This is a genomic window from Photobacterium sp. GB-50, from assembly GCF_003026755.1.
Taxonomy (GTDB): Bacteria; Pseudomonadota; Gammaproteobacteria; order Enterobacterales; family Vibrionaceae; genus Photobacterium.
Genome location: NZ_PYNX01000005.1, coordinates 98,910 through 118,242 on the forward strand (window position 1 = coordinate 98,910; position 19,333 = coordinate 118,242).

The 19,333-nt window shown below is 43.3% G+C and carries 13 protein-coding genes and 1 pseudogene; 3 read left to right on the forward strand and 11 right to left on the reverse strand.

Annotation, left to right across the window (positions count from 1 at the left end; all coding sequences use genetic code 11):
• Nucleotides 1-146: 146 nt before the first annotated feature.
• Nucleotides 147-755, forward strand: a complete 609-nt coding sequence (locus C9J41_RS09300; RefSeq protein ID WP_107206577.1) for a TetR/AcrR family transcriptional regulator — start codon at nt 147-149, stop codon at nt 753-755.
• A 76-nt stretch (nt 756-831) separates the two neighbouring features.
• On the opposite strand, the gene C9J41_RS09305 is transcribed toward C9J41_RS09300, so the two are convergent.
• From C9J41_RS09305 to C9J41_RS09330, 6 genes are all read right to left on the reverse strand, one after another.
• Entirely contained in the window at nt 832-1,869 is a 1,038-nt protein-coding gene (locus tag C9J41_RS09305; protein ID WP_107206576.1) for an ABC transporter ATP-binding protein, read from the reverse strand.
• Nucleotides 1,869-3,497 (reverse strand): iron ABC transporter permease, encoded by a 1,629-nt coding sequence (locus C9J41_RS09310; protein WP_107206575.1) that lies wholly within the window; start codon nt 3,495-3,497, stop codon nt 1,869-1,871. Before C9J41_RS09310 ends, C9J41_RS09305 begins: the two co-directional genes overlap by 1 nt.
• Nucleotides 3,498-3,662: 165 nt before the next feature.
• Complete coding sequence (locus C9J41_RS09315) at nt 3,663-4,676, reverse strand: Fe(3+) ABC transporter substrate-binding protein (RefSeq protein WP_107206574.1); 1,014 nt, start codon at nt 4,674-4,676, stop codon at nt 3,663-3,665.
• A 175-nt stretch (nt 4,677-4,851) separates the two neighbouring features.
• The gene (locus C9J41_RS09320) at nt 4,852-6,081 is read right to left on the reverse strand and encodes an ammonium transporter (protein WP_107206573.1); all 1,230 of its coding nucleotides are present in this window, start codon (nt 6,079-6,081) and stop codon (nt 4,852-4,854) included.
• Between the two features lie 50 nt (nt 6,082-6,131).
• A complete protein-coding gene (locus tag C9J41_RS09325) occupies nt 6,132-6,470 on the reverse strand; it encodes a P-II family nitrogen regulator (RefSeq protein WP_008987933.1) in 339 nt (112 codons plus the stop codon).
• A gap of 211 nt (nt 6,471-6,681) precedes the next feature.
• Nucleotides 6,682-7,050: a YacL family protein gene (locus tag C9J41_RS09330; RefSeq protein ID WP_005371287.1), complete on the reverse strand. Its 369-nt coding sequence runs from the start codon at nt 7,048-7,050 to the stop codon at nt 6,682-6,684.
• A gap of 193 nt (nt 7,051-7,243) precedes the next feature.
• Here C9J41_RS09330 and C9J41_RS09335 point away from each other — a divergent pair, with 193 nt between their 5' ends.
• Nucleotides 7,244-8,377, forward strand: coding sequence for a glycerate kinase (locus C9J41_RS09335; RefSeq protein ID WP_107294484.1), 1,134 nt, complete (start codon nt 7,244-7,246; stop codon nt 8,375-8,377).
• 83 nt (nt 8,378-8,460) lie between these two features.
• Here the strand turns inward: C9J41_RS09335 and acnB are convergent, their stop codons facing one another.
• The gene (acnB, locus tag C9J41_RS09340) at nt 8,461-11,058 is read right to left on the reverse strand and encodes a bifunctional aconitate hydratase 2/2-methylisocitrate dehydratase (protein WP_107246347.1); all 2,598 of its coding nucleotides are present in this window, start codon (nt 11,056-11,058) and stop codon (nt 8,461-8,463) included.
• Between the two features lie 467 nt (nt 11,059-11,525).
• Here acnB and C9J41_RS09345 point away from each other — a divergent pair.
• Nucleotides 11,526-12,158, forward strand: a pseudogene (locus C9J41_RS09345) (methyl-accepting chemotaxis protein); the annotation flags it as partial.
• Nucleotides 12,159-12,243: 85 nt separating this feature from the next.
• Here the strand turns inward: C9J41_RS09345 and lpdA are convergent.
• The 4 genes from lpdA to pdhR all read right to left on the reverse strand — a co-directional run bounded on the left by lpdA (nt 12,244) and on the right by pdhR (nt 19,301).
• Nucleotides 12,244-13,674, reverse strand: a complete 1,431-nt coding sequence (lpdA, locus tag C9J41_RS09350; RefSeq protein WP_107294485.1) for a dihydrolipoyl dehydrogenase — start codon at nt 13,672-13,674, stop codon at nt 12,244-12,246.
• A gap of 195 nt (nt 13,675-13,869) precedes the next feature.
• A complete protein-coding gene (gene aceF / locus C9J41_RS09355; RefSeq protein ID WP_107294486.1) occupies nt 13,870-15,771 on the reverse strand; it encodes a pyruvate dehydrogenase complex dihydrolipoyllysine-residue acetyltransferase in 1,902 nt (633 codons plus the stop codon).
• Between the two features lie 14 nt (nt 15,772-15,785).
• Nucleotides 15,786-18,452, reverse strand: coding sequence for a pyruvate dehydrogenase (acetyl-transferring), homodimeric type (gene aceE, locus C9J41_RS09360; RefSeq protein WP_107206568.1), 2,667 nt, complete (start codon nt 18,450-18,452; stop codon nt 15,786-15,788).
• Nucleotides 18,453-18,524: 72 nt separating this feature from the next.
• The gene (gene pdhR / locus C9J41_RS09365) at nt 18,525-19,301 is read right to left on the reverse strand and encodes a pyruvate dehydrogenase complex transcriptional repressor PdhR (protein ID WP_107246344.1); all 777 of its coding nucleotides are present in this window, start codon (nt 19,299-19,301) and stop codon (nt 18,525-18,527) included.
• Between the last annotated feature and the right edge of the window lie 32 nt (nt 19,302-19,333).

Here is a 19,333-nt window from a genome sequence, read left to right on the forward strand (position 1 = left end):
AAATAATGGTTATTTAATCAATAGTGTCAATAATCCGAAACACTTTAGATTAGTTATATTTGCCGAACAGTTGTTTATTATGTAACCTAGCTTTATTAAAGCAGATGCATAAACAGTTTTTATTCTTAGGCTAGGGATTATTAATTATGGATACGATTACAAAAAAAACCCGTACTCGTCTTTCACCTGAAAAGAGAAGACAACAACTTCTTGATTACTCATTAGAAGTTTTTGCCAGAAGAGGTATCGGTCGTGCAGGGCATGCTGATATCGCTGAAATGGCAAACGTTTCTGTTGCAACTGTGTTTAATTACTTTCCAACCCGTGAGTCACTGGTTGAACAAGTACTCATTGAAGTTGAAAACGAGTTTAGTGCATTACTAGAAGAATGTTTGGGTGATAAAAACAAGACACTGCATGCACGTTTAACCTGTATAAGTCACAATCTTATCGATACAGTTTTAGAGCAACAAGATTGGATTAAAGTATGGTTTGAATGGAGTACTTCGGTACGTGATGAAGTATGGCCACAATTTGTTGAAACCAACCGTAATAACCTTCATAAAGTACGTGATGCGTTTGCCCAAGCTATCGATAATGGTGAAATTACTACCGCACAAAAAGCCGATGATTTAGCGAAATTATTACACGGTATTTGTTACGTAATTTATATCCAAGCTAATTTACTGCCAGATCAAACTGCACTCCAAGAACAAGCTGAAATCTACCTTGAAGCATTAGCTTTAAATCGCTAATTCAAGTGCATAAATAATAAAGCCTGCATCATGCAGGCTTTATTATTATTGAGCTCAACTATCTCTTTGCAAACAGCTACGCAACCGCAAACACCACTGGTAAATGGGGCTCAACTTCAACTGCAACACGATCGCCAACATTCATCAATAAATTTGAATTAACAATCAATTTATAACCTGAAAAATCAACCGTGTAACGACAGCTATCTCCCATGAATTGTTGTTCGATAATTTCACCATCACCATCGTTTTGTAGCATGACACGCAAGTTTTGTGGCCTTAATAGCCAATCAACAGACGTCTCATCAAGTAACGTTTCATTAGACGCTAACGCTAACTCACCTAATGGTGTCAGCAAACGCGTTTGATTTTTTACCGTCGCTGGAAGGTAAGACCCGGTACCGAGGAAATCAGCAACAAATCGACTACTTGGCTGATAATACAACTCTGTAGCACTACCAAATTGTTCAATCACACCATGATTCATTACTGCCATTTTATCAGCAAAAGCGAAAGCTTCTTCACGGCTATGGGTAACAAAGATCGCTGTCACTCCCTGCGCTTTAAAGATTTTTCGAATATCACGAATCAAACTATGTCGTACTTGTGTATCTATGTTAGAAAATGGCTCATCTAACAAAATCAAATCAGGCTCACACGCCAGTGCCCGAGCAATCGCGACACGTTGCTGTTGTCCTCCTGATAATTGGTGTGGATAACGATCCTCTAACCCTGTTAAATGCACCAAGGTTAACATTTCTTGGATCTTGGCGTCTGTACGGGCTTTATCCCAATGGCGTAGACCAAAGGCAATATTTTGCGCCACGGTTAAATGCGGGAACAAGGCATAGTCTTGGAAAATCATCCCAATATTACGTTTTTCTGGTGGTACCCATTGCTGCTTATCAACAATTGTCCGCCCATTAATCGACATTAAGCCTTGTTCTAAAGGCAGCAATCCTGCAATCGCTTTTAACAGCGTTGTCTTACCACAGCCACTTGCGCCTAGCAGACAAACGATCTCACCTGAGTTAACCGCTAACGATAAGTCTTGCAACACAGCCTGACCATGGTAACTACAGGTTAAGCCGCTGACAGATAATGCATGTTTCATTAGTTCTTTTGCTCCAAAGATCGGTTAACCAATACCAAGGGAATTAAACCCACAACCACCAGCAAAATAGCCGGTAATGCAGCTAGCTCTAGCTGTTCATCTGACGCAAAATTAAATACGTAAGTCGCTAAGGTTTCAAAATTAAATGGCCGTAATAGTAAGGCTGCATTGAGCTCTTTCATAGACTCAATAAACACCAGTAACCCCGCAATTAAACAACCCCGACGTATTAACGGCAAATGGACTTTTCTCAACATCGCCGTTGAGGCATAACCCATGGTTTTCGACGCCATATCTAATGATGGCGATACTTTAGTTAAACTTGTTTCAATGCTACCAATCGCAACGGCAGCAAAACGGACCACAAAGGCAAAAATAATCGCGAATATCGAGCCTGAGAAAATTAACCCCGGACGACCTAGCCCTAAGCTAATCGCAATATCATTAACCAGATGATCAGCACTGGTTAGTGGGATCATCACCCCTATCGCCAACACAGTACCCGGTACTGCGTAGCCTAATGACGATAAACGGATTGGTATTTGGCTAAGACCGTTACCATCAAGGCGTCGATAAAAGTTAACCAAAAGCCCTAACATTACCGCTATAACAGCAGCAGTAATCGAGACAAATAAGCTATTTAAGCTGTACTGTTTAAATTCAGGTGTCCAACTTTGGCTAAAATACTCAACAGCGTAATAACCCAGTTGTAGCAGAGGAAAAATAAAAGCACAGCCAACAAGCCCCCAACACCATACGAGTGCTAGCCACTTTTTCCATCCTCTTAAGTTGTACTTAACATCCCCATCGTTATCGCATTGATGTTGAAACATCTTTTGCTTACGACGACTGAAACGCTCACAACTGATCAAAAAGAAAATAACAAGCAACATGATGGCTGATATTTTCGCGGCAGCATAAAGATTAGAATAACCTAGCCACGTATCATAAACCGCTGTCGTTAGTGTATTAACGGCAAAGTAACTAACCGTACCAAAATCTCCTAATGCTTCCATCGCCACAAGCGACACCCCAACAGCAATAGCCGGACGTGCTAACGGCAGTGAAATGCGGCGGAAACTTTCCCAGGGTGTGCAACGAAGCAAACGTGCTGATTGCAATAAGCTGACGCTTTGCTCCATAAAAGCAGCACGAACAAGAAGATAAATATAAGGATACAGTACTAACGCTAAAACAAAACATGCCCCGCCTAATGAGCGAAGATCAGGAAACCAGTAGTCACTAACATGCTGCCAGCCGAACATACTACGTAAAAAAATCTGAATTGGGCCCGCGTAGTCAAACCAATTAGTATAGAGGTAACCAACAATATAGCCGGGCATAGCTAAAGGTAAAACAAGTGCCCATTGAAGTGTTTTTTCAGTTGGTAAGCGGCACATTGCCATTAACCAAGCAGTAGGAAGACCGAAGCACAGAGATAACAGTACAGTGCCAAAAACTAAAGCAACAGTATTAAAGGCATAGGTAGGCATCACCGTATTCATTAGGTGACCAAACACCTCATCTGAATTACCCATTGCAGTAAAAAATATTGCCAGAATGGGAAAAACCAGTAGCAGAGCAAAGGTCCAACTACCGGCTTTCCAGAACAAAAACTTTTCTTTCATTGACTACTACTTAGTATTTTCCAATATCTCAACCATAAGAAAAACGGCAAGATTAAGTATCGACATTCCCTAGTGATGGGAAGAGGAAACTACCACAACTTATTGTGAAATTTACCAAGCATGATGCAAAAATGGGGCTTAGCACCCCATTTATTTTGTAACTAATTACAGATCAAACTTCACTTCATCCAGCAGTTTTGTTGCTGCATTGTGGTACTGTGCAATCTTGTCTAGTGATACATCGTCAGCTTTAAAATCACCCCAAGATGCCACAAGCTCTGAGCGCTTCACACCCTCTTTAACTGGGTATTCATAGTTCACTTCAGCGTACATTTCTTGTGCTTTATCAGACGTTAAGAATTCCATTAACTTAAGTGCGTTAGCTTGGTTTGGCGCGTATTTCGCCATTGCCATTCCACTTACGTTAACGTGCGTACCATTACCTTCTTGACCTGGGAAATTAATATAAACCGCTTCAGCCCATGGTTTTTGGTTTTCATCGTTAACCATCTTACCTAGGTAGTAGCTGTTACCAATCGCTAAATCACATAGGCCTTCTTTAACCGCTTTAACTTGTCCGCGGTCGTTACCTTGAGGTTTACGAGCAAGGTTTGCTTTCACACCTTCTAACCATGTTTTCGTTTCTGCTTCGCCGTAATGTGCAATCATCGATGAAACGAGTGAAACATTGTATGGGTGCTTACCTGAACGTGTACAAATTTTACCTTTCCACTCAGGCTTTGCTAAATCAGCATAATCAAAAGACGCTGGTAGCTTACCTACACGATCTTTTGATGAATATACGTTTCGCGTACGCAATGTTAGAGCAAACCACTCATCTTCGTTATCACGAAACTGTGCAGGAACATTACCATCAATCAGCTTGCTATCCACTGGCTGAACTAATTTCTTATCAGATAGCTCTACCAAACGGCTAATATCGGTTGTTAGGACAACATCAGCAGGGCTGTATTCACCTTCTTGCTCAAGCTTTTCAGCAAGACCTTTTTTAGCAAACTTCACATTAACTTTAATACCAGTTTCTTTTGTGAATTCGTTAAACATAGGCTCAACTAAGAAAGGTTGGCGGTATGAATAAACATTAACCTCTTCAGCCGCAGTGGCAACTTGAGGAGCGGCTAAACCCATAAGGATTGCTGAAGCTAAAAGCTTTTTCATTGATTATTCCCTTAAATGCAAAATGTAATGATAACGTTTCTCAATAAGATTCATTATACGTAAAACACTTACCTTCGCAATCCAGTAGTTACAATTTATTACAATCAAAAATAAAACTCGCCACCCATTTCTAGGTGGCGAGTTTTTATCTATAAATTAATCAATTACTTATATTTTATTTCACGCTAACAAATTCTGGGTAGGCGTCAACACCACAATCATGTGAATCCATACCTTCCAGTTCTTCCTCTTCTGTTACGCGAATACCAACCGTGACTTTTAGTACACCCCATACCGCTAAACTTGCTGCAAACACCCAACCGAAGATAACCGCAGCACCAAATAACTGAGTCATAAAGCTTGCATCAGCATTACTAAATGGCACGACCATTAGACCAAATAAACCACATACACCGTGTACTGAAATCGCACCTACTGGATCATCAATCTTCACTTTATCAAGCGCAATGATACTAAACACAACTAATGCACCAGCAACCACACCAATAATTAACGCAGCAACAGGTGATGGCGATAATGGATCTGCCGTGATAGCTACAAGACCGGCTAACGCGCCGTTTAACACCATAGTTAAATCAGCTTTACCCCATGTTGTTTTACATACTGCTAGTGCTGCAATGGCACCAGCGGCAGCTGCGGCATTCGTATTTAGGAAAATTTGACCAACAGCCGTTGCGTTTTCAAAGTCAGATACCATTAACTGTGAACCGCCGTTGAAACCAAACCAACCGAACCACAGAATAAATGTACCTAATGTCGCAAGTGGCATGTTTGAACCCGGAATTGGGTAAATCTCGCCATTTTTACCATACTTACCTTTACGTGCTCCCAGTAACAATACACCCGCTAGTGCTGCTGCAGCTCCTGCCATATGTACAATACCTGAACCTGCAAAGTCGCTAAAGCCTGCTTCTGATAGGAAACCACCACCCCATGTCCAGTAACCTTCTACAGGATAGATAACCGCTGTTAGCACTACAGAAAAGATTAAGAATGACCATAGCTTCATACGTTCAGCTACCGCACCAGAAACAACAGACATCGCAGTCGCAACGAAGACAACTTGGAAAAAGAAGTCAGATTCTAAAGAGTGATCAGCGCCTTCAGCTTGCGTACCAATTAATGCTCCAAACGAGGGTAACCAACCACCCGCACTATTATCGACGTACATAATGTTGTAACCAACCAGTAGATACATGGTACAAGCGATAGCGTATAAACAGATATTTTTAGTTAAAATTTCAGTGGTGTTTTTCGAACGTACAAGGCCTGCTTCTAACATCGCAAAACCTGCCGCCATCCACATCACTAATGCGCCAGACAGCAAAAAGAAAAATGTGTCTAACGCATAACGTAATTCTATTACTGTTGTTGATAATTCCATGGTCGTCTTCCCCTAATAACCCAATTCATCAATTCTTTTATTGTTGTGAACTACAGTGCTTCTGTGTCCACTTCACCGGTACGAATACGTACCGCGTGCTCAAGATCGTAAACAAAAATTTTGCCGTCACCGATTTTCCCGGTTTGTGCGGCATTGCTGATAGCTTCAACAATGGCATCTAAATTCTGAGCTTGCGTTGCAATTTCAATTTTCACCTTAGGTAAAAAATCAACCTGATATTCAGCACCACGGTAAAGCTCTGTATGCCCTTTCTGTCGGCCAAATCCTTTGACTTCCGAGACGGTCATACCTTCTACACCGACATCGGCTAATGCTTCACGTACGTCGTCTAATTTAAATGGCTTAATAATGGCGTTAATTATCTTCATTGCTTGCTCCTCAAATACCCAATCCTTGATGTTTACAGTTATTTAACAAACAAGCATTGTGCCAACTTTTATTTACATTAAAATTCAATAGCTTAAGATATTTAAAGGAAATTAACGAAAAAAGGCTGCACCATCACAGTGCAGCCTCCTCACTAACATGAAGCATAAAAACGCCTCAAATCAATTCTATTTTTAAAGCTCGATAAGAAAATTAAAAACGCGCAATAAAAGTACGCCAACCTTCTAACACTTGCTCAAGATCTTCAAAACCACAAACAGAAAGACTTTCTTCATCATAGAAATGAAAATCCTCTTCAAAGTCTTCCTCTTCTTCTGAAAACAAACAGTTAGCTTGAACCAAGGCTTCATTATCTTGCAATAATAGGGTTAATTCCTCCCCCACTAAACGCCATTCTTGGCTACTGTTTTTCATTGCACTAAGTTGATCCATGATGAGATCGAGCTTCTCGGTATCCTTACCTATTTCTTCAATGATCCAACGACCCAATACTTCATGACCCATAGAGAAAATAGCGTGATAAGTACCGTCCAAGGTATTTTTTTTAAATTCGTAGTCCATACCTTTCGTTCCTCATAGATGATCTTCTTGCTTTAATAAGCTGATAAAATACAGCCTATATGCTGCCGCCCATTGTCAGGATCTACTCAAGAAATGCAACTCAATACCACAAGTAGACGCAAATCGTGCTACACAATGACGTAACCATAACAAAAATGCTCGTATTCCTTCTCTTCGTTTAGAGCTCATTATTATGAAAATTATTATTGCTCCTGATTCTTACAAAGAAAGCTTAACGGCAATGGAAGTGGCTACCGCGATTGAAAACGGTTTCCGCCAAGTATTACCAAACGCTGAATACATAAAGCTTCCCATGGCTGATGGTGGTGAAGGCACAGTTCAATCATTGGTGGATGCTAGCAACGGTCGCATTATTGAGTGCACAGTAACAGGACCGTTAGGCGAACAAGTGAATGGCTTCTTCGGCTTAATGGGGGATGGAAAAACCGCGATTATTGAAATGGCTGCAGCTTCCGGTTTACATCTTGTTAGCCCTGAGCAGCGAAACCCCATGTTAACCACCAGCTTTGGGACTGGTGAATTAATTCTCGCAGCATTAGATAAAGGAGTTGAACACATCATCGTCGGTATCGGTGGTAGCGCAACTAACGATGGTGGTATCGGGATGGCACAAGCGTTGGGGGTACGTCTACAGGATGAAAACAACAACCCAATTTGCTTCGGCGGCGGTGCGTTAGCTCGCTTACACCATATTGATATTAGTAATATCGACCCTCGTCTTGCTCAGGTCAAATTAGAAGTTGCCTGTGATGTCGATAACCCACTGTGTGGAGAAAAAGGTGCATCTCAGGTATTTGGCCCACAGAAAGGTGCAACACCTGAGATGGTAGTGCAACTCGATAGCAACCTCGCCCATTATGCAGAAATCATTAAACGCGATTTAGGTACTGATGTAAAAGACATGGCAGGTGCAGGGGCTGCTGGCGGTATGGGAGCTGCTTTACTTGGACTATTTAACGCACAGTTACGCCCAGGGATAGAAATCGTTATGGATGCGGTCAATTTAGCAGATGTATTAAAAGACGCTGATTTAGTGATCACTGGTGAAGGCCGCATTGATAGCCAAACGATTCACGGTAAAACCCCGATTGGTGTGGCACGTACGGCCAAGCGTTTTAACAAACCTGTCATTGGTATTGCAGGATGTTTATCTTATGACTGTGATGTTGTTTATGAGCACGGTATTGATGCGGTATTCAGTGTCGTACCACGCTCGGTAAGTTTAGCTGAAGCACTTGCAGAAGCTGCAATTAACGTTGAGCTCACAGCACGTAATGTCGCAGCGATTTACACCTTAGGTCGCTAATAAAAACTTTTTCCATACCAACAAAAAACGCCTCGAATATTCGAGGCGTTTTTTATTATTTAATCAACAACTAAGCACAATGACTAAGCTGGTTGTTGAATGATCACTTCATCCGCTTTCTTAGTGTAATCTTCCATACGGTGGAAGTTTAAGTAACGGTAAGTATCCGCCGCTGTTGCATCAATTTGTTTCGCGTATTCTAGATATTCTTCCTTCGTTGGAATACGACCTAAAATAGCACCAACTGCAGCAAGCTCAGCTGAAGATAGGTAAACATTGGCACCTGTACCTAAACGGTTCGGGAAGTTACGGGTTGATGTCGACATCACTGTCGCCTTATCTGCAACACGTGCTTGGTTACCCATACACAGTGAACATCCCGGCGTTTCAATACGAACCCCAGCACGACCAAAGATACCGTAGTAGCCTTCTTCCGTTAGCTGATCTTTATCCATCTTCGTTGGTGGTGCGACCCACAAACGTGTATCTAGCTGACCACCAAATTTCTCTAGCAGTTTACCTGCTGCACGGAAGTGGCCAATGTTCGTCATACATGAACCGATAAACACTTCATCAATTTGTGTACCTTGAACGTCAGACAATAAACGCGCATCATCAGGATCATTTGGCGCACATAGAATTGGCTGATTGATATCTGCCAAGTCAATTTCAATCACGTGTGCGTATTCAGCATCGCTATCTGCGGTCATTAGCTCAGGATTGGCTAACCACTCTTCCATCGCAGTAATACGACGCTCAATGGTACGACGATCGCCGTAACCTTCAGAAATCATCCACTTCAGCATCACGATGTTTGAATTTAAGTATTCTGCAATCGATTCTTCAGAAAGCTTAACCGTACAACCTGCCGCACTACGCTCTGCCGATGCGTCTGATAGCTCAAATGCTTGCTCAACCGTTAGGTGCTCAACACCTTCGATCTCCAGTACTCGACCAGAGAATTCGTTGATCTTACCTGCTTTCTCAACGGTCAGTAGACCCTGCTGAATCGCGTAGTATGGGATCGCATGAACCAGATCACGTAGCGTGATACCTTCTTGCATCTCACCTTTAAAGCGAACCAGAATAGATTCAGGCATATCTAACGGCATAACACCTGTTGCCGCAGCAAAAGCGACAAGGCCAGAACCAGCTGGGAATGAAATACCTAATGGGAAACGGGTATGTGAGTCACCACCTGTACCAACGGTATCAGGCAGTAGCATACGGTTTAGCCATGAGTGAATAACACCATCACCCGGACGAAGTGATACACCACCACGATTCATAATAAAATCAGGTAATGTGTGGTGAGTATTAACATCAATCGGTTTCGGATAAGCCGAGGTATGACAGAACGACTGCATCGTAAGTTCAGCAGAGAAACCAAGACATGCTAAGTCTTTTAATTCATCACGAGTCATAGGACCTGTGGTATCTTGCGAACCTACCGTTGTCATCTTAGGCTCACAGTAAGTGCCTGGGCGAACACCTTCAACACCACATGCTTTACCTACCATCTTCTGCGCTAAGGTATAACCCTTACCGCTATCTTCAACCGCAACAGGACGACGGAAAATATCCGATGATGGTAAACCCAATGATTGGCGTGCACGATCGGTTAGGCCACGACCAATGATCAATGGAATACGACCACCCGCACGTACTTCATCAATCAGCACATCCGTTTTTAGCCCAAAAGTAGACACTAGCTCATCACTTTCGTGACGACGAACTTCACCTTTAAATGGGTACACATCAATCACATCACCCATCGCGAGTTGAGTTACATCAACTTCAATCGGTAGTGCGCCTGCATCTTCCATCGTATTAAAGAAGATAGGAGCGATCTTGCCACCTAAAACATAACCACCCGCACGCTTGTTCGGTACATAAGGGATATCATCGCCCATGAACCAAAGCACAGAGTTAGTCGCAGACTTACGAGAAGAGCCTGTACCTACAACATCACCAACATAAACAAGCTGATGACCTTTTTCTTTTAACGCTTCGATTTGCTTAATAGGACCCACAGAGCCTTGTTGATCAGGCACGATACCTTCACGTTCATTTTTCAGCATCGCAAGCGCGTGAAGTGGGATATCTGGACGAGACCATGCATCAGGTGCTGGTGATAAGTCATCGGTGTTGGTCTCACCTGTGACTTTAAATACAGTCAGGGTGATTTTTTCAGCCAATGCTGGTTTAGATAGGAACCACTCAGCATCAGCCCATGATTGGAGAACTTGCTGAGCAAATACATTGCCTGCTTTTGCTTTTTCTTCTACATCGTAGAACGCATCAAACATCAATAATGTATGAGATAACGCTTTAACTGAAATCGGAGCTAGCGTGTCATCATCAAGCAAAGAAATAAGTGGTTCGATATTGTAACCACCTTGCATTGTGCCGAGTAACTCTGCGGCTTTTTCTTTACTTACGATAGGTGATTGCGCGTCACCTTTAGTGATCGCTGCAAGGAAACCCGCTTTTACGTATGCCGCTTCATCAACGCCCGGGGGAATACGATTTTCTAGTAGATCCAGCAGAACACTTTCTTCACCTGCTGGCGGATTTTTTAGTAACTCAACAAGAGCGGCAACCTGTTCAGCATCCAATGGTTTAGCAACAACCCCTTCAGCAGCACGCTCTTCGACGTGTTTACGGTAGGCTTCAAGCACGACATATTCCTCATATTACGGTCTGGCACCATAGGCCAAACATCCTTGGAAGTGAGTGATCTCTAGATTCTTATAATCATGTTTTGCTGAACATTGTCAGAGCCAAAACCCTTTAGGAGAGACCAAAACTGTGCAGTATTATACCATTTTTAACGTAAACTTAAAAACTACTGCTTTTTTACAACATTCACATTTTAGGAAAATTCTTTGTTCATAATGTGTAAAGCGATCCTCAATATTTATAACGCATAAAATAAAAGACGCTTGTTTCACATTAGTTTTATTTTCTCTTTTTTAGCTACAGGTCATATTTAGTGACGTAAATCACTAAAGTTTTGTAACAAATTTGCAGATACATAACGGCGTATTTTCATTTCATTGATCAGTATTGCGTTGTCACGTTGTGCATGGTCTGTTCATTTGCTCATAAATATAAGCCGTTTTATGAATTACAAACATTTAAGTATCAAACCCATGATGGTCAAACCGTTGTTGGCGAAGCACGTAATACCATAAATCAACTGTCATCGGATATTAGCCAAGTCAGCGATGTCATTGACTCACTGGCAAGTAATACCCAGTCGATTGGTAGTATTTTAGATGTGATCCGTGGGATCTCAGAACAAACTAACCTACTTGCCCTTAATGCCGCGATTGAAGCAGCACGTGCTGGCGAACAAGGACGAGGGGTTGCGGTCGTGGCCGATGAAGTGCGTAATCTTGCTAGTCGTACTGCCGATTCTACCGACGAGATCCAAGCGATGATCAACCGCCTCCAGCAAGAAGCATCCAATGCCGTGGTTGCGATGGAGCAAAGCCGTCAGCTGTCTGAAAATGGGGTATCAGCTTCTGATCAAGCATCTGTTGCTTTAGTGTCGATTTCTGAGCGTATTAGTTTAATTGCCGATATGAATACCCAAGTGGCTACCGCGACAGAAGAGCAGTCAACCGTGGTACAAGACATTAATTGTAATATTGAAGAGATAAATGAAACCACTCAGCTAACCGCAGAAACAGCCGCGCAATTAGCCGATTCAAGCCAAGCATTACGCCAACTATCACAACGTCTTGATGACATGGTCGGTACGTTTAAGTTGTAACCTGAAATTAAATGTTAGCATTGCTAAACAGCAGACAACAAAAAAGCGCCCTTAGGCGCTTTTTTATTATCATAACAAGTAGTAATTACTTCTTACGCTTTACCGCTTTTGCATTTGGAAGGTCAGTGATAGAGCCTTCAAATACTTCAGCAGCAAGACCTACTGATTCGTGTAGTGTTGGGTGAGCGTGGATAGTTAATGCGATATCTTCAGCATCACAACCCATCTCGATCGCTAGACCGATTTCACCAAGTAGTTCACCACCGTTAGTACCTACGATAGCACCACCGATCACACGGTGCGTGTCTTTGTCGAAGATCATCTTCGTCATACCGTCAGCACAATCAGATGCGATAGCACGGCCTGATGCCGCCCATGGGAATGTAGCAACTTCGTAGTTGATACCTTCAGCTTTCGCTTCTTTCTCAGTCTTACCAACCCACGCAACTTCTGGCTCAGTGTAAGCAATTGAAGGAATAACTTTAGGATCGAAGTAGTGCTTCTTACCAGAAATAACTTCAGCCGCTACGTGACCTTCATGCACACCTTTGTGAGCCAACATTGGTTGACCAACAACATCACCAATTGCGTGAATGTGAGCAACGTTAGTACGCATTTGCTTATCAACGTTAATAAAGCCACGCTCATCAACATTGATACCCGCTTTTTCAGCGTCAATTAGCTTACCGTTTGGTACACGACCGATAGCAACAAGAACAGCATCGTAACGAACAGGCTCAGCAGGTGCTTTTTTGCCTTCCATCGTTACATAAATACCATCTTCTTTTGCTTCAACAGCTGTTACTTTCGTTTCAAGCATCAGGTTGAATTTCTTCGCGATACGCTTAGTAAATACTTTAACGATATCTTTATCCGCAGCTGGGATCACTTGATCGAACATCTCAACAACGTCGATTTGAGAACCTAGCGCGTGGTAAACCGTACCCATTTCAAGACCGATGATTCCGCCGCCCATAACAAGTAACTTCTCAGGAACTTCTTTAAGCTCTAGCGCATCTGTTGAATCCCAAATACGTGGGTCTTCATGCGGAATGAATGGTAGTTCGATTGGGCGAGAGCCCGCCGCGATAATCGCGTTATCAAAGTTAACCGTTGTTGGGCCATCAGCACCGTCAACAACAATGCTGTTAGGGCCAGTAAATTTACCGTAACCGTTCACAACATTAACTTTACGCATCTTAGCCATACCGCCAAGACCGCCAGTTAGCTGAGTAATTACCTTATCTTTCCACAGACGGATCTTATCGATGTCTGTTTGTGGTTCACCAAAAACAACGCCGTGCTCAGCCATTGCTTTTGCTTCTTCGATAACTTTCGCTACGTGAAGTAATGCTTTTGATGGGATACAACCCACGTTAAGACATACACCACCTAGTGTGTTGAATTTTTCAATTAGAACCGTATCTAGACCTAAGTCAGCGCAACGGAATGCAGCAGAGTAACCAGCAGGGCCTGAACCCAACACCACTACCTGGGCTTTAATTTCTTTACTCATTATGACCTCGTTGTAAGTCTTATATCCCTAACAAGCTATCAGGTAACTTTTACGTATTTGTATACGTTTATCTTTCAGATGGACAACAAGTCTACAGACCTGTTAACAGAGTGAAAAATAAATTACTGCAGCCTGTGAGCTACACAACAATTCCATGCCTACGCATTGTAGGCATGGCGTTGTGGATGTGAAACCTTAAAGTACTAAACGACGGATGTCTGATAGACAGCCATTTAGGTAAGTGATGAAGCGCGCACCTTCAGCACCATCAATCACACGGTGATCGTATGATAGTGATAATGGAAGTTGTAGACGCGGTTCGAACTCTTTACCGTTCCATACTGGTTTCATTTCAGACTTAGATACACCTAGGATACCTACTTCTGGTGCGTTCACGATTGGTGTGAATGCAGTACCACCTAAGCCACCAAGGCTTGAGATAGTGAAACAGCCGCCTTGCATATCAGATGCAGTTAGCTTACCAGCACGCGCTTTCTTAGAAATAGCCATTAGCTCTTCAGATAGCTCGTAGATACCTTTCTTGTTCACATCTTTAAATACAGGAACAACTAGGCCGTTTGGCGTATCGACTGCGATACCGATGTTCACGTATTTCTTCAGGATCAAGCTCTCGCCATCGTCAGATAGAGAAGAGTTGAATGAAGGGAATGCTTCAAGTGCTTTAGCAGCCGCTTTCATGATGAACACAAGTGGTGTGATCTTCATGCCAGAGTCTTTCTTCGCTTCAATCGCGTTTTGCTCTTTACGGAATGCTTCAAGCGCAGTGATATCTGCGTTATCCCACTGTGTAACGTGAGGGATCATTACCCAGTTACGGTGTAGGTTAGCGCCAGAGATCTTCTTAATGCGAGATAGTGACTTAACTTCAGTCTCACCAAACTTGCTGAAATCAACTTTCGGCCAAGGTAGTAGACCAAGCGCTGCGCCATCGCCTTTACCTGACGCAGAAGCTGCTGCACCAGACTCAAGACGCTTAAGTGCATCTTTAACGAAGTTTTGTACGTCTTCTTTAAGAACGCGGTTCTTACGGCCAGTACCTTTAACTTTCGCAAGGTTAACACCGAACTCACGAGCTAAACGACGAACAACTGGTGATGCGTGTGCGTATTCGTTGTTTTCAACGAAATCACCTGTTGCTGCAGGCGCTTCAGCTTTTGCTGGAGCCGCCGCAGGTGCTGCCGCTTGAGCCACAGGAGCCGCTGCAGGTGCTGCAGGTGCTGCACCAGCAACCGGAGTGCCGGCCACTTCAAATACCATGATTAGTGAGCCAGTAGAAACCTTATCGCCTTCTGCGATCTTGATTTCTTTAACTGTACCAGCGAATGGTGCAGGCACTTCCATAGAAGCCTTGTCACCTTCAACAGTGATTAGCGATTGCTCTTCTTCCACTGTATCGCCAACAGATACCATGATTTCAGTAACTTCTACTTCGTCACCACCGATATCAGGAACGTTAACTTCTTTCGCTGCAGATGCTGCTGGTGCTGCTGGAGCAGGCGCTGCTGCTTGAGCAACAGGTGCAGAGCCAGCCACCGGAGTGCCGGCCACTTCAAATACCATGATTAAAGAACCAGTAGAAACCTTGTCGCCTTCTACAATTTTGATTTCTTTAACTGTACCAGCGAATGGTGCAGGCACTTCCATAGAAGCCTTGTCACCTTCAACAGTAATTAGAGATTGCTCTTCTTCTACTGTATCGCCAACAGATACCATGATTTCAGTACATTCAACTTCATCACCACCGATATCTGGAACATGAACTTCTTTCAGTTCAGCCGCTGCTGCTGGAGCTAGAGCAGCAGGCGCTGCTTCAGCCACAGGAGCAGGTGCAGCTTCAGCTGCACCCTCGGCTTCGAAAATCATGATTAGAGAACCAGTAGAAACCGTGTCGCCTTCAGCAACTTTGATTTCTTTAACGATACCCGCTTGAGAAGCAGGAACTTCCATTGAAGCTTTATCGCCTTCAACAGTGATCAGTGATTGCTCTTCTTCAACCTTGTCGCCAACGCTAACAAGAATCTCAGTTACTTCAACCTCATCCGCACCGATGTCTGGTACATTAATTTCGATTGCCATTTTTAATTTGCCTCTTATGCGTATAGCGGGTTGATCTTGTCAGCGTCGATATCGAACTTAGCAATTGCATCTACAACTACTGCGTTATCAATATCGCCACGTTTAGCGAGTTCAGAAAGTGCAGCAACAACAACATAGCCAGCATTCACTTCGAAGTGACGACGTAGGTTTGCACGGCTATCAGAACGACCGAAACCATCAGTACCAAGAACCTTGTAAGACTCAGATGGCATGAATGCACGTACTTGTTCTGCGTAGTTCTTCATGTAGTCCGTTGCAGCGATTGCAGGCTCAGAACCCATTGCAGTTGTTAGGTAAGGAACCTTCTTCTCTGCAGTTGGGTGAAGCATGTTGTAACGCTCACAATCTTGACCATCACGAGTTAGTTCGTTGAATGATGTTACAGAGTAAACATCAGACGCTACACCGTACTCTTCACTTAGGATCTGTGCCGCTTTACGTACTTCGTTCATGATAGTACCAGAGCTCATTAACTGAACTTTAGACTTATCACCAGCGTGAGACTCAAGCTTGTAAATACCCTTACGAATGCCTGCTTCAGCGCCTTCTGGCATTGCTGGCATTGCGTAGTTTTCGTTCATTACTGTTAGGTAGTAGTAAATGTTCTCTTGATTTTCACCGTACATGCGACGAATACCGTCTTGCATGATAACCGCTAGCTCGTAAGCAAACGTTGGATCGTAAGAGATACAGTTAGGTACTGTGTTTGCAAGAATATGACTGTGGCCATCTTCGTGCTGTAGACCTTCACCGTTCAGTGTTGTACGACCAGCAGTAGCGCCTAGTAGGAAGCCACGTGCTTGTTGGTCACCTGCTAGCCATGCCATGTCACCAATACGTTGGAAACCGAACATTGAGTAGTAGATGTAGAATGGGATCATTGGAAGATCGTTGGTGCTGTAAGATGTTGCAGCAGCAACCCAAGATGCCATTGAACCTAGTTCGTTGATACCTTCTTGAAGTACCTGACCAGATGTCGCTTCTTTGTAGAAAGAAACGATGCCTTTATCTTCTGGTGTGTAAGTCTGACCATCTGGGTTGTAGATACCAACCTGACGGAACAGACCTTCCATACCGAACGTACGCGCTTCATCACAGATAATTGGCACGATGTTCTTACCGATCGCTTTATCTTTAAGAAGAATATTTAGCGCACGAACATAAGCCATAGTGGTTGAAATTTCACGCTTCTGCTCACTTAGTAGTGGCGCAAATGCATCAAGCTCAGGCACTTTAAATTCTTGAGTAAACTTAGGACTACGCTTAGGTGTGTAACCGTGTAGCGCATCACGACGAGCGTGTAAGTAGTTGTACTCAGCAGAGCCTTCTTCCAGTTTTAGGTAAGGCAGAGCCTTAAGATCTTCTTCAGAGATAAGATCTTGTAGACCTAGACGATCACGTAAGTATTGAACGTGAGTCATGTCCATCTTCTTAACACCGTGAGCGATGTTCTTACCTTCAGCCGCTTCACCCATACCGTAACCTTTAACAGTCTTAGCTAGGATCACCGTTGGCTTACCGCTTGTTTCTTTTGCATTGTTAAATGCTGCAAATAGTTTCGAAGAATCGTGACCACCACGCTTCAACTCGAAGATTTGCTCATCAGTCATGTCAGAAACAAGTGCCGCTGTTTCAGGGTACTTACCAAAGAAGTGCTCACGTACATAAGCGCCATCTTTAGATTTGAATGTTTGGTAGTCACCATCGATAGTTTCGTTCATAAGCTGTAGAAGCTTACCCGTCGTATCTTTTGCTAGTAGCGCATCCCAGTTGTTACCCCAGATCACTTTAACAACGTTCCAACCAGCACCTTTAAATAGACCTTCAAGCTCTTGAATGATCTTACCGTTACCCATTACTGGGCCGTCTAGACGCTGTAGGTTACAGTTGATTAGGAAACATAGGTTGTCTAGTTTCTCACGCGCAGCGAAAGAAATAGCACCGCGTGATTCTGGCTCATCCATCTCACCATCGCCCAAGAACGCGTATACGCGCTGAGCTGAAGTATCTTTAAGGCCACGACCTTCTAAGTACTTAAGGAAACGCGCTTGGTAGATCGCAGAAATTGGACCTAGGCCCATAGAAACCGTTGGGAACTGCCAGAATTCAGGCATTAGTTTAGGGTGTGGGTATGAAGGAATACCTTTACCATCAACTTCTTGACGGAAGTTATCTAGCTGCTCTTCAGTTAGACGACCTTCAACAAACGCACGAGAGTAAATTCCTGGAGAAATGTGGCCTTGGTAGTAAACCAAATCACCGCCATCAACATCGTTAGGCGCACGGAAGAAGTGGTTGAAACATACTTCGTAAAAAGCAGAAGCAGACTGGTAAGAAGCCATGTGGCCGCCTAAGTCTAAATCTTTCTTAGATGCACGTAGAACGATCATGATTGCGTTCCAACGGATGATAGAACGGATACGACGCTCTAATGTTACATCACCTGGATACGCGGGTTCTTGTGCTGCTGGAATTGTGTTGATGTAGTTTGTGTTTACGCCAGTCGGCATATCTACACCATCTAAACGAGCTTTTTCTAATACTTGCTCAAGTAAGAACTGTGCGCGTTCTACACCTTCTTCACGGACTACTGATTCAAGTGCTTCTAACCAATCTTGAGTTTCCAGTACATCCACGTCACTTTTCATGACTTCAGACATGCGATCTATCCTTTCGTTGATAATCTACTAACAATGTCGCGACTAGGTCTAACTTCGTTTTTAGGTATGAAGTTAAGACTCTAACCCGTCCTTGCGCTGTTGAATCCGACGAAGAGAGCGTTCACGCCTGCTATCTTCACGCGATAAATCCAACAAGGTTTCCTCGATGTAAGCCAAATGTGCGTGCGATGCTTCACGGGCCTTTTCAGGCTCACCAGAAACAATCGCCTGCACAATATTAGCTCGGTGCTTTCTTACTTTCTCCACCACCTCAGGTCGGCGGTTTAGGAGTTCGAAATTTTGTAATACGTTTTGCTCAAGTAGCGGCGCTAAACTACGAATAATATGCAGTAACACCACATTGTGAGCCGATTCTGTTACCGCAATAAGATATTGCATCACCGCGCTAGCTTCTAAGGGTAAATCCCCTTGTTGCTGCGCGTCTTGAATACGCTGATGACAATCGCGAATGCGAACAAAATCTTCTTCGTTACCTCGCAATGCCGCAAAATAAGAGGCTAAGCCTTCTAGTGCATGGCGAGCTTCCAATAAATCTAATTGTGTTTCCGGATGAGTCGCTAATAGATCCAATAAGGGTTCAGAAAAACTTTGCCATAACTTTTCTTTTACGAATGTTCCGCCGCCTTGGCGACGAGTAAGCAAATGCTTTGCTTCTAAACGTTGGATCGCCTCACGAACGGAAGGACGAGAAACATCGAATTGTTTTGCCAACTCTCGCTCTGGAGGTAATTGCTGACCTGGGGACAAAATTCCCTCTAAAATCAAGCGCTCCAATTCCTGCTCAATAGCATCAGAAAGCTTTGGTTGTTTAATGCGTTTATAAGTCATTTTTATCGACGCTTCTTATATTAATCCCGTTT

What these genes read in the sequence shown, in the direction of transcription:
- C9J41_RS09330 (WP_005371287.1), bottom strand. Translation starts at nt 7,050, where the DNA reads ATGGACTACGAATTTAAAAAAAATACCTTGGACGGTACTTATCACGCT.
- C9J41_RS09320 (WP_107206573.1), bottom strand. Translation starts at nt 6,081, where the DNA reads ATGGAATTATCAACAACAGTAATAGAATTACGTTATGCGTTAGACACA.
- C9J41_RS09305 (WP_107206576.1), bottom strand. Translation starts at nt 1,869, where the DNA reads ATGAAACATGCATTATCTGTCAGCGGCTTAACCTGTAGTTACCATGGT.
- aceE (WP_107206568.1), bottom strand. Translation starts at nt 18,452, where the DNA reads ATGTCTGAAGTCATGAAAAGTGACGTGGATGTACTGGAAACTCAAGAT.
- C9J41_RS09335 (WP_107294484.1), top strand. Translation starts at nt 7,244, where the DNA reads ATGAAAATTATTATTGCTCCTGATTCTTACAAAGAAAGCTTAACGGCA.
- C9J41_RS09315 (WP_107206574.1), bottom strand. Translation starts at nt 4,676, where the DNA reads ATGAAAAAGCTTTTAGCTTCAGCAATCCTTATGGGTTTAGCCGCTCCT.
- C9J41_RS09325 (WP_008987933.1), bottom strand. Translation starts at nt 6,470, where the DNA reads ATGAAGATAATTAACGCCATTATTAAGCCATTTAAATTAGACGACGTA.
- C9J41_RS09310 (WP_107206575.1), bottom strand. Translation starts at nt 3,497, where the DNA reads ATGAAAGAAAAGTTTTTGTTCTGGAAAGCCGGTAGTTGGACCTTTGCT.
- aceF (WP_107294486.1), bottom strand. Translation starts at nt 15,771, where the DNA reads ATGGCAATCGAAATTAATGTACCAGACATCGGTGCGGATGAGGTTGAA.
- lpdA (WP_107294485.1), bottom strand. Translation starts at nt 13,674, where the DNA reads ATGAGTAAAGAAATTAAAGCCCAGGTAGTGGTGTTGGGTTCAGGCCCT.
- pdhR (WP_107246344.1), bottom strand. Translation starts at nt 19,301, where the DNA reads ATGACTTATAAACGCATTAAACAACCAAAGCTTTCTGATGCTATTGAG.
- C9J41_RS09300 (WP_107206577.1), top strand. Translation starts at nt 147, where the DNA reads ATGGATACGATTACAAAAAAAACCCGTACTCGTCTTTCACCTGAAAAG.